This is a genomic window from Aeromonas sp. HMWF014, assembly GCF_963878295.1.
Classification (GTDB): domain Bacteria; phylum Pseudomonadota; class Gammaproteobacteria; order Enterobacterales; family Aeromonadaceae; genus Aeromonas; species Aeromonas popoffii.
This window is the reverse complement of record NZ_CAWNYS010000496.1, coordinates 1-9,990: the sequence shown is the minus strand read 5'-3', so window position 1 is coordinate 9,990 and position 9,990 is coordinate 1. Positions and strand designations below refer to the sequence as shown.

Here is a 9,990-nt window from a genome sequence, read left to right as displayed (position 1 = left end):
CTCCTGCCGTATCCCCACGACCTTATGCTTTTGTCTCAGAGCTTTTGGCGAGCTTGCAGAAAGGCGCTAGGGGCGGCAAAGGGGCGGTCACCGGGCAACAGGATATCGGGTTGATTGACCAACTGGGTCATGGGGACGTTACGGAGGATGGCCATGCCGATGATGGTCCAGACCAGGCGAGCCATGGACATGCGGCGTCGGTGCAGGGTAATGACGCCCTCCTCACTGAGCCAGGTAGTAGTGATCTCGGGGGAATGAGGTTGGAGAGTGACTCAAAGTTGGCACTATGGCTGGCATGGAAAAAGTCGAGAGCCTGTGTAATACGCATAAAAAATCCGAAACTAATCAACAGGTTTCGGATTTTCACACATAAGAAGGAGGGGCCAATGGCCTCTTCACTGATCGATATTAGATCCCACAGGGTCGGCTGTTTACATGATGCATACAACGGGTAATCAGCCCACGCAGTAAGCGCGAACCTCACGCAGGGTATAAACACCGGAGGTGACCGTACCCAACAAGCCATTGAGGAAGGCGTGCTGTACTTCGACACGGACCACTTTATCTGCGCTATGGCAGACGGCGGCCGCATCGATGATTTTGCTCTGACCCAAACCGGAAATGAAGAAATGAGGGGTCACTTCTTTGATGGGTTTCACTGCAGCAGCCAGGCTGCACCATGCCATCCATATTGGCTCATGTGTTTGATCCTGACGATAAAGGCATCTTGAGCGAGGTGGGGATCTTAGAAAATACCCTTGGCCTTGACCTTCTTCATGTTGGCAACCTGGCTCGAGAGGTCCTCGATCAGAGGCTCTGCCTCACCCGCCATCGTAACCTGACGGCCGGGTGTGCTGGCCAGTCGCTGGATCAATCGATGCTGCTCGCGAATGAGTCTGAATTGCTCTTCAAGCTGACGGGAGAGCAGCTGGATACTACTCTGGAGCGGTGCCAGATCCTGCTCAACAGCCGCTGTCGGCAGTTTGCCTGCGATGGCTTCGGCCAGTTGCTCATGATCCAGCGCAGTTGGCAACCCGTGCCTGAGCTCATCCCACAACTCGGTGGGCTGCTGCTCGCCCAAGCGACTCACGATCTCATCCACCAGATTATCCTGAGCGGGGGTGGAAGATTGCTGCCCAAGGCGATGAACGATTTCATCCACCAACGAGGCGTTATCTCCCTGTCCCAACTGGGGAACCAACCGTGCCACTATCTGATCGATCATGACGTCGGCGGCGGGTGGCGCAGCCGAGCTCCCCTCTCCCAGGTTAAAACCACAACTGGCAAAGGCGTGACGCAATGTGGTCAGGCTCACCTGTTCCGGCCCCAGTGCGTTGGCAATGGCCTTGCTCAGATTGGGCGCCAGCACATACATGAACATGCCGGAAAGGTAGATATCCTTGTGAAAACGGCTCTTGGAGAAGTCAAACTCCTCGGCGCCATCCTGGATCTTACGGGCACGTTGATACCAGTTTTGCAACACCCCGACCGCATAGCGATCAGACTCCAGCGCACCCGGATCCATGTAGATGGAGAAGGTCATGCGCTTGAGTTGACTACTCATCGCCAACCTCGGCCATCACGGCAGCCTCGCGATAGACTTCGTCTTCTTCCGTGGTGTAGAGGCAAATTTCGCGAGCCAGTGCAGATTGTGCATCGTCCAGCAGCTCGACTCTGTCTCCCAGCGTCGGATAAGCAGCCTTGATCGCTTCATAAATCAGCGAGGCACCCCCGCCCACCAGATAGACCCGGTTCGGGTTCTTGGCAAACTTCTTCGCCTCATGAGCGACCTGGGTACCCAGTTCGTCGATCTTGTTTTGCATCTTCTCAAGGATCTTGGGGATCTGGCTCTCGTCGTTGACCACATCACGCACGAAGCTCATGTCGTGACGGCGCTTGATAAACTCGTTGGCCACCAGATAGCTGGAATCACTGTCTGCCGCCGCCAGCGCCTTGCGAGTGGCATCGGTCACCATGGAGACACCAATCTCATTGTTGCCATAGACATCGGAGACATCATCAAACTCGCCGACGATGATGCCCATGTCCAGTGTGGTGCCACCGCAGTCGATCACCAGTGTCTTGGTGAACTCGTTACAGCCAGAGCCAATCAGGCGGGAGAGCGCAGCAGGCAGACTCTCCGGCATCACTTCGACGCTAATGATATTGAACAGTTCTCCCTTGTTAAGGGAGATGGCGCGCATCAGGTTGCGGCGTTTTTTCTCGATTTTTTCTTCGTTTCGCTGGCAATCGTCCGGGTTGTAAAACTCGGTGATCGGTAGGGTCACGGTAATCGCCACATCACAGGGGATGACGCGGGTCTGTAGCAAAGCATGATGAACGGACAGCAGATTGAGATCGTCGTACTGGTATTCCACATGGGTAGTCGCCAGTGACTTGTCCGACGTAGCGTCGTAGGTGTACTTGGTATTGCCTATCTCGTAGTTGTAGATCTTCTTGTCCTTGCGCAATGCGGCGCTCTTCCAATCCTTGCGAAAGGAATTGGGAGAGATGATGGTTTTGAGCACCTTGTTCTCAATCCAGCTCACCTTGACATTGGTTGAACCATCATCGATGGCCATTTTAATTACTTCAGACATGAGGAAACACCTGTTAATAGAGCAAAATGGGTCCGATTGCTTTGCCTTATGCCATTGCCAAGGCAATCGGTCCAACACGTACACGGGTTAAAGGACGACAAGTTTAATGTGTTTCTAAAATCCGGTGAAGCAAATGATTGAACCCTGAGGGATCTTCTGCCGGCCAGGCGTGGTGGCCGTTGGGGGTGTGGATGGTGGCGTTGGGCAGGGCGGCAAACTGCTCTACTCGCTTGGCGAGCGGCAGGTAGTCGTGACTGGTGGAGATGATGGCCACCGGCTGCCAGATAGCGCCGAGCCGGGCGCGCACCGACCAGCCGGGCAAGGCGTCGAGCAGCGCCTTGTAGACCCGCTTCCGGTTGCGCACGAAGCGCAGCCGGAAGGTGTGGCGCACCCGGGCGAGATCCGGGCCCGGGAAGAGCTCGCGACCGAGCCACCAGGCAAGCGGGCGCATGCCAAACCAGCGCAGCCACTTGAGGCGCTGGGCGTAACGCTCCTGCTCCTTCGGCGTTTCCAGCAGAAACTCGCTGACGCCGTTGACCAGTACCAGACCTCGCACCTTGTGAGGAAGTTGCAAGGCCAACTCCAACGCCACCATGGCTCCCAGCGACAAGCCCACCACCCAGGCAGGCTCCGGCTGCTCATCGAGCCAGTTCACCACGTCGGCGGCCAGAGTGGCCACGTCGAATGGCCCCTCCTGCATGCTCTGGCCGTGGCCGCGCAGGTCAAGGGCCACCACCCGGTAATGATCGGAAAAACGTTCGATCTGCGCCTGCCAGTCGAGACTGGAGGAGCCCAGCCCGTGCAACAGCAACAACAAGGGGCCCTCCCCCGCACTGCGCAGGGCAAGACCGTTGGATTTCATCACCTGATTGCGACGCATCAGCTCATTGCCTCTCGACTCATCGTCTGAACCATGCCTTGTTTATCCCGATTGTAACCAACCCGCTTGCGGGCATACCCCGGCACCCGCCGGGCATGTCGCACCACAATGTATCAGAACGACGCAGACTCAACCCTCGCTGACCAGACTGACCGCCTTGATATAGGCGTATATCTGCTGCTCGGGTGCCAACGCCAGGTGCTTGGCAGAGCGGCTGGTGATCCGGGCCAGCAGTATCTGCTCACCCAGCGCCAACTGCAACAGGGTCTGGCCGGGGCGCACCTCGTGCACCGCAAGCAAGCGCGTGACGAGGCAGTTGGAGAGGCTGGAGTGCTCGATGGGGGCGGTGGCGATCACCACGTCTCGCCCCGCCACCTTGATCTGCAAGGGGCCGCTCTCGTCCGGCACATGGGTCATGGTGACCCGCAGACGCTGCTCGCCGAGCAGCAGGGTCGCCATCTGCTCATCGTCATCGTAGTGGGCCAAAGTGGCATCCAGCATCACCCCGGCATCGTCGCGACTGGCGAGCGAGAGATCGGTGCGGGCGAAGATCTCGCTCGGCCGCCCCTGCGCCTCCACCCGGCCCCCCGCCAGCAGCACCAGCTGATCGCAAAGCAAACTCACCTCCTCCATGGCGTGGCTGACGAAGATCATCGGCATACCACTCTCCTGCTGCAATCCCTTGAGCACATGGGCCTGATGGATGCGGCTACGCCTGTCCAGCGCAGAGAAGGGCTCATCGAGCAGCAGCAGATCGGGCTCCGCCAGCAGGGCCCGAGCCAGCGCTACCCGCTGACGTTGCCCACCGGAGAGGCCATGGGCTGGCTGCCCCAACAGATCGGCAAAGCCGAGCCGCGCGGCCAGCACTTCGGGTTGCCAGCCCCCTCGCCCCTTGCGGGCCGCCAGTTGCAGATTGCCGAGCACCGTCAGATGAGGGAAGAGCCGCGAATCCTGAAACACCAGCCCGATACGGCGCGCTTCGGGTAGCAGCGCTGCGCACTCCCGCCCGCGCCAGCGCATGCGATCCCCGCTTTGGCGATCGAGCCCGGCGATGATGCGCAGCAGGGTACTCTTGCCGCAGCCAGAGGGGCCAAACAGACCGATAATCCCCCCCAGCTCGAGCGTCAGTGCACAATCGAGGGTAAAGGGGCCGAACGCGCGCCGGGTCGTGAGGTTCAGGGAATTGCCCTGCGCCATAGTGGCTGTCTGGTTCATCCGAACAGTCTCCGCTGCCTGCGCTGCAACACCCCGTAGACCAGTACCAGCATCACCAGCGAGAAACCCATCAGGCCGCCCGCCAGAATATGGGCGTTTTGGTAATCCATCGCCTCCACATGATCAAACAGGGCGATGGAGAGCACCTGGGTTTCCCCCGGGATATTGCCGCCAATCATCAGCACCACACCAAACTCCCCCAGGGTGTGGGCAAAGCCAAGCGCCGCCGCCATCACAAAGCTGGGCAGGGTCATAGGCAAAATGATCTGAAAAAAGCGCTCGAGCGGCCCGAGCCCCAACGTGGATGCAGCCTCCAGCTCCTTATTGCCCATGTTGACGAAGGCAGAAGTGAGCGGTTGTACCACAAACGGCAGCGAATAGAGGATGGAGGCCAGCAGCAAGCCGAAAAAGCTGAAGGCGAGCGGGGCGCCGAAGGTGTCCCGCCACCAGGCGCCGAAGCCATATTCAGGGGAGAAGGCGAGCAGCAGATAAAACCCCAGCACAGTGGGGGGCAACACCAGCGGCAACGCCACCAGCGCCTCCACCAAGGGGCGCAGCCGGTTCTGACTGCGCGACAGCCACCAGGCCAGCGGCGGCGACAACAGCAAGAGAATGCCGGTGGTACTGGCCGCCAGCTTCAGGGTGAGCCAGATGGCCAGCAGATCCCCTTCACTCATCGGACTCACTCCCAACGCCAGGTCCAGCACCAGACACTGCGAATGAGCCGCACTCCCGGTAGAGCGGATCCCGAGTTAGACAAGTCATTGCCAGCAGATCTCTTTCAATACTCATCGCCACGCTCCCGGTTGAAATCAGCCAACGGCATGGTGTGCATCCTCATTGCAAAGAGTGGTCGACCCTAAGGCCGACCACTCATGGCTGCGCATCAGGCTCATACCCTCATTGGGGCAGGGCATAGCCAGCGGCCTTGATCTGCGCCTGAGCCGGCCCCTTGAGCCAGGCGACCAGCGCCTCGACGGCGGCCCCCTTCTTCAGCACCAGCCCCTGCTGTTCGATGGCCGGATAGAGTGTGTCCGGCACAGCCCAGGCCTCGCCGGTTTTACCGGCGTCCACCAGGTTGGCCCAGGCCACGAAACCCAGCTCGGCGTTGCCGGTGTCGACAAATTGCCAGGTCTGGCCGATGTTGGCGCCGGTCAGCAGCCGGTACTGCTTGGGATCGATCTTGAGGCTCGCCAGGGTCGCCATGGCGGCGGCGCCATAAGGGGCGGTGCGGGCATTGGCGATGGCGAGGTTGCCTTTCCAGTTGCGCAGTGTCGCCTCGTCAGGGGCCGGGCCACCCTTCTGCCACAGCCCCAGCTGACCAATGGCGTAGGTGAAACGATCGCTGCCCTTGCCCGCTTTTTCCAGCTTCTCGGGGGTGGCCACATCGGCGGAGAGGAAGAGATCGAACGGCGCGCCGTGGCTAATCTGGGTGTAGAGCACCCCGGTGGCGGCGGAAGAGATGGCCAGCGTGTGGCCGGTCTTGGCAGTGAACTCCTTGCCAATGCGCTCCATGGTGCCCTTGAAGTTGGCGGCCACGGCCACCTTCACCTCATCAGCCTGCACGGCAGTGGTGTGCAGCGCCATCGCACAGACACCTGCCATGACAACAGATAACAGCGGTTTCATTCCCTTCCTCCTTATGTGGGTCTGGTCTCACCTGGCCCGAAAAAGGGGCCAAGGTTCCCGTTGAACCTGCCCCTCACGATGTACAGGTCACACTTTCCAGCGGTCGGCGGCCGTGTTGTCACTCTCCTTGGCCTCGACCCAGCGTTGCACGCCCTCGGCGGTCAGCTCTTTTTTCCAGAACGGTGCCCGGGTTTTCAAGAAATCCATGATGAAGTGACAGGCATCAAACGCCGCATCGCGGTGGGCACTGCTCACCGCCACCAGCACAATCTGATCGCCAAGCCACAGCTCGCCGATGCGGTGGATCAGGGTGCACTCCTGCAGCGGCCAGCGCTCGCGGGCCTCCTGCACGATATCGACCAGCGCCTTCTCGGTCATGCCGGGGTAGTGCTCGAGTGCCAGCCCCTTCACCGCCTCCCCCTGATTGAAGTCGCGCACCTTGCCAACGAAGGTGACGATGGCGCCACTGTCTGGGCGGGTGGCGAGACGGGCATATTCGTCCGCCAGCGAGAAATCTTCCCGCTGCACCAGAATGCGATCTGTGATGGTTACGTCGCTCATCTTTAACCTCCGGTCGTTACTGGAGGGAAAGGGAAGAAGGCCACTTCATCGCCATCGCACAGCTCAGTGGTACGATCCACGGTCATTATCTCATTCATTCTCAGCCTCCGGTCACCGGTGGGAAGAAGGCAACCTCATCGCCATCATTGATAGGCGTATCGAGGGGCACCAGCGTCTGGTTGACCGCCACCAGCAGTTTGCCCGCCTCAAGGGCCAGTGCCCACTTGTCGCCGCGCTCACTTAAGTCGCAGCGCAGCTGCTCGGCGGTGGCGTAGTCGCACGGCAGGCAGAGCTCATCACAGGCCACCAGCTCTCTTACTTGCGCAAAAAACAGTACCTTGATCATGATTGCTCCCCGCTATTTGACCCCAGTTGGAAATGACCGGACTTGCCGCCCTTTTTCTCCACCAGTCGCACCTGCTCGATCACCATGTCTTTTTGCACCGCCTTGCACATGTCGTAGATGGTCAACGCCGCCACCGAGGCCGCGGTCAGCGCCTCCATCTCCACCCCTGTCTTGCCGGAAAGTTTGCAGAGGGTACGGATATGAACCCGATGCTGTTCGGGCAAGGGCACTATCTCCACCTCCACCTTGGTCAAGGCCAGCGGATGGCAAAGGGGGATAAGATCCGCCGTTTTCTTGGCCGCCATGATGCCGGCGATGCGGGCGGTGGCGAACACGTCCCCTTTGTGGTGCTGACCGCTCAGGATCAGCGCTAGGGTTTCAGGTGCCATGGCGACGAAGGCCTCGGCGCGGGCCTCACGTTCGGTGACCTGCTTGTCGGTCACGTCCACCATATGGGCTTCGCCGCTTTGGTTGAGATGGGTCAGGTTCATCACGCTCCCCTTGAAGGCTGAAATAGTACCGGGATCAATGGCTCGTGAACTCAGAGATGGGTCACGAAGTTGCAGGGCTGGGTACGGGCATCGAGTTGATCCCGGATCAGCTGCTCCCAGCCCAGCTGGCAGGCGCTGGGAGAACCGGGCAGACAGCAGACCAGGGTGCGGTTGGCGAGCCCGGCCAAGGCACGGCTCTGCATGGCCGAGCCGTCGATCTCGGCAAACGAGAGCTGACGGAACAGCTCGCCAAAGCCCTTGACGGTGCGGTCAAACAAGACGCCGACCGCCTCCGGTACCCAGTTCTGATCGGTAAACCCCGTGCCGCCATTGACCAGCACCACCTGGATACCCTCATCGGCGATCCACTGGCTGACCCGAGAGCGAACTTGATAGAGGTTGTCGGCGAGCAGTGCCCGATCGGCCAGCTGGTGACCGGCGTCGGTCACGGCCGCGACCAGATAGTCGCCCGCGCTGTCATTGGCGCTGGTACGACTGTCGGAGACCGTCAACACGGCGATCTTGAGGGGAATGAATGCGGTCATGTTCTGTCCCATGGGCAGCTCCTGATAACAAAGGACCGTGAGCAAAGAGAAGACGGATCCTGGTGTGCAGCGCTTGATTTGGGGGGATCCATACCTGCGCAGGCATGGTCCTTGCCACATGGTCACTCGCTGCGACTCACGGCGGCCCGATTCTACCAAAACTCGTGCCAGAGGGGGGATTAAAAGGACACACAAATGCCGTTTTGGTTAGGCTGGCTGCAATATGAACAGGCCGGGCAAGCCCGGCCTGGATCTGGCTACCCTAGAAGCCCTTCACCCCTGTCATGTCAGGCAGCTTGTGAGCTATGCCCTTGTGACAGTCGATACAGGTGCTCTCGCCACTGGCCAGACTGGTGGAGTGCATCTGCGCCCCTCGCTTGCCTTGCAGGGAGAAGTCCATGTACTCGAAGTTGTGACAGTTGCGACACTCCCTCGAATCCGTGTCCTTCATGCGCTTCCACTCCCGCTCGGCCATCTCGCGGCGGTGGCTCTCGAACTTCTCGGGGGTATCCACCTTGCCGGTCAGCATGCCCCACAGCTCCTTGGAGGCCTGCACCTTGCGGATGATTTTGTAGCTCCACTCGTGGGGCACATGGCAATCGGGGCAACTGGCCCGCACGCCGGAGCGGTTGGCGTAGTGGATAGTGTCGCGGTACTCCTCGAACACGTTGTCCTTCATCTCGTGACAGCCGGTACAGAACGCCTCGGTATTGGACGCTTCCATGGCGGTGTTGAAGCCGCCCCAGAAAATCACGCCGCCAAAAAAGCCCATCATCAGCAGCACCCAAAGGGCTGCCTTTGACGGTGACTTGAAAGTGGTCCACAGACGCTGGATAAAACCGGGTAATTTCATCTATGGATTCCTCAGTTCAGCGCTTCAACTGGCTTAAAGGTATTCTCCACCAACGGCTTGGCATCCGCTTGCGGCACGTGGCACTGCAGACAGAAGTAGCGACGAGGCGAGACGTCACCCAGGGTCATGCCGTCACGGGTCTCGAAGTGAGTCGGACTGATCTTGGGGGCCTTCATGGCACTGGCGTTTTTAAAGCTGTGGCACGCCAGGCACTTGTTGACCTTGGTATCCACCTCGTAGTTGCGGATGTCGTGGGGGATCAGCGGTGGCTGGTGCATGTATTGGCGATCATACGGAGCGCCATCCTTGCGAAAGTTTTTCAGCGGCGCGGCAGTGGCATCGGTCACCAGATCAGTGGCGCCACGCTCGGACTTGAGCCCACCGGTACTGTTGGTGATCTCGGGGGCGGCTGCCATCAAGGATCCCGCCATCAGGCAGGCCAGCATTGCTCCAATCAGCTTTTTCATTATTTTTTCTCCGACGTTTTTTCTGCCGTGACGGCAAAACCTACAGTGATTTCAAAAACTTGTTCCGCGCAGACATCGATGCAGCGGCCACAATTGGTACACTCCTGAGCCGCAATCAAGGGCCCGTGACCGCGCTTGGCACCGTGAACGGGGCCGCGCAGAATGGGACGCTCGGGACAGACCGCATAACAATCCATGCAGTTGCTACACCGCTCGCGCCCCTTGGCAGCAATCTTGATAAACCCCACCCGGTTGATCAGCGCATAGAAGGCCCCTACCGGACAGAGATGACCACACCAGCCCCGCTCCACCACAAAGAGGTCGAACAGGAAGAGCGCCGCCAGCAGGGCCCAGCCCGCCCCCATACCAAACAGCAGACCGCGCAGGGTAAGCGAGACCGGAT

At 59.7% G+C, this 9,990-nt stretch carries 14 protein-coding genes and 1 pseudogene; all 15 read right to left on the bottom strand.

The window, feature by feature from the left end; translation table 11 throughout:
• Positions 1–38: 38 nt before the first annotated feature.
• Positions 39–328, bottom strand: a pseudogene (locus tag AAC083_RS19175) (transposase domain-containing protein); the annotation flags it as partial.
• Positions 329–455: 127 nt separating this feature from the next.
• Positions 456–659 carry a Bor family protein gene (locus AAC083_RS19170; protein ID WP_258224774.1) on the bottom strand — a complete coding sequence of 68 codons (204 nt, stop codon included), beginning with the start codon at positions 657–659 and terminating at the stop codon, positions 456–458.
• A gap of 86 nt (positions 660–745) precedes the next feature.
• Positions 746–1,564, bottom strand: a complete 819-nt coding sequence (locus AAC083_RS19165; RefSeq protein ID WP_258224773.1) for a hypothetical protein — start codon at positions 1,562–1,564, stop codon at positions 746–748.
• A complete protein-coding gene (gene parM, locus AAC083_RS19160; protein ID WP_249126425.1) occupies positions 1,557–2,600 on the bottom strand; it encodes a plasmid segregation protein ParM domain-containing protein in 1,044 nt (347 codons plus the stop codon). The genes AAC083_RS19165 and parM overlap by 8 nt, the downstream gene beginning before the upstream one ends.
• A gap of 103 nt (positions 2,601–2,703) precedes the next feature.
• The gene (locus AAC083_RS19155; RefSeq protein WP_181364823.1) at positions 2,704–3,480 is read right to left on the bottom strand and encodes an alpha/beta fold hydrolase; all 777 of its coding nucleotides are present in this window, start codon (positions 3,478–3,480) and stop codon (positions 2,704–2,706) included.
• Between the two features lie 129 nt (positions 3,481–3,609).
• Positions 3,610–4,695 carry a molybdenum ABC transporter ATP-binding protein gene (modC, locus tag AAC083_RS19150; RefSeq protein WP_108537442.1) on the bottom strand — a complete coding sequence of 362 codons (1,086 nt, stop codon included), beginning with the start codon at positions 4,693–4,695 and terminating at the stop codon, positions 3,610–3,612.
• Positions 4,692–5,372, bottom strand: a complete 681-nt coding sequence (gene modB, locus AAC083_RS19145; protein WP_108537441.1) for a molybdate ABC transporter permease subunit — start codon at positions 5,370–5,372, stop codon at positions 4,692–4,694. Before modB ends, modC begins: the two co-directional genes overlap by 4 nt.
• Before the next feature lie 223 nt (positions 5,373–5,595).
• Positions 5,596–6,324, bottom strand: coding sequence for a molybdate ABC transporter substrate-binding protein (gene modA / locus AAC083_RS19140; protein WP_108537440.1), 729 nt, complete (start codon positions 6,322–6,324; stop codon positions 5,596–5,598).
• A gap of 87 nt (positions 6,325–6,411) precedes the next feature.
• Positions 6,412–6,885 carry a molybdopterin synthase catalytic subunit MoaE gene (gene moaE / locus AAC083_RS19135; RefSeq protein WP_108537439.1) on the bottom strand — a complete coding sequence of 158 codons (474 nt, stop codon included), beginning with the start codon at positions 6,883–6,885 and terminating at the stop codon, positions 6,412–6,414.
• Positions 6,886–6,985: 100 nt separating this feature from the next.
• Entirely contained in the window at positions 6,986–7,231 is a 246-nt protein-coding gene (moaD, locus tag AAC083_RS19130) for a molybdopterin synthase sulfur carrier subunit (protein WP_108537438.1), read from the bottom strand.
• Positions 7,228–7,722 carry a cyclic pyranopterin monophosphate synthase MoaC gene (moaC, locus tag AAC083_RS19125; protein WP_108537437.1) on the bottom strand — a complete coding sequence of 165 codons (495 nt, stop codon included), beginning with the start codon at positions 7,720–7,722 and terminating at the stop codon, positions 7,228–7,230. Before moaC ends, moaD begins: the two co-directional genes overlap by 4 nt.
• Before the next feature lie 50 nt (positions 7,723–7,772).
• Positions 7,773–8,279, bottom strand: a complete 507-nt coding sequence (gene moaB / locus AAC083_RS19120) for a molybdenum cofactor biosynthesis protein B (protein WP_108537436.1) — start codon at positions 8,277–8,279, stop codon at positions 7,773–7,775.
• A 250-nt stretch (positions 8,280–8,529) separates the two neighbouring features.
• Complete coding sequence (locus AAC083_RS19115; RefSeq protein ID WP_042034610.1) at positions 8,530–9,120, bottom strand: cytochrome c3 family protein; 591 nt, start codon at positions 9,118–9,120, stop codon at positions 8,530–8,532.
• Between the two features lie 11 nt (positions 9,121–9,131).
• Positions 9,132–9,587, bottom strand: coding sequence for a nitrate reductase cytochrome c-type subunit (locus AAC083_RS19110; protein WP_108537435.1), 456 nt, complete (start codon positions 9,585–9,587; stop codon positions 9,132–9,134).
• The coding region (locus tag AAC083_RS19105) for a 4Fe-4S dicluster domain-containing protein (RefSeq protein ID WP_146181740.1) at positions 9,587–9,990 on the bottom strand (404 nt) is incomplete at its 5' end. The genes AAC083_RS19110 and AAC083_RS19105, both read right to left, overlap by 1 nt.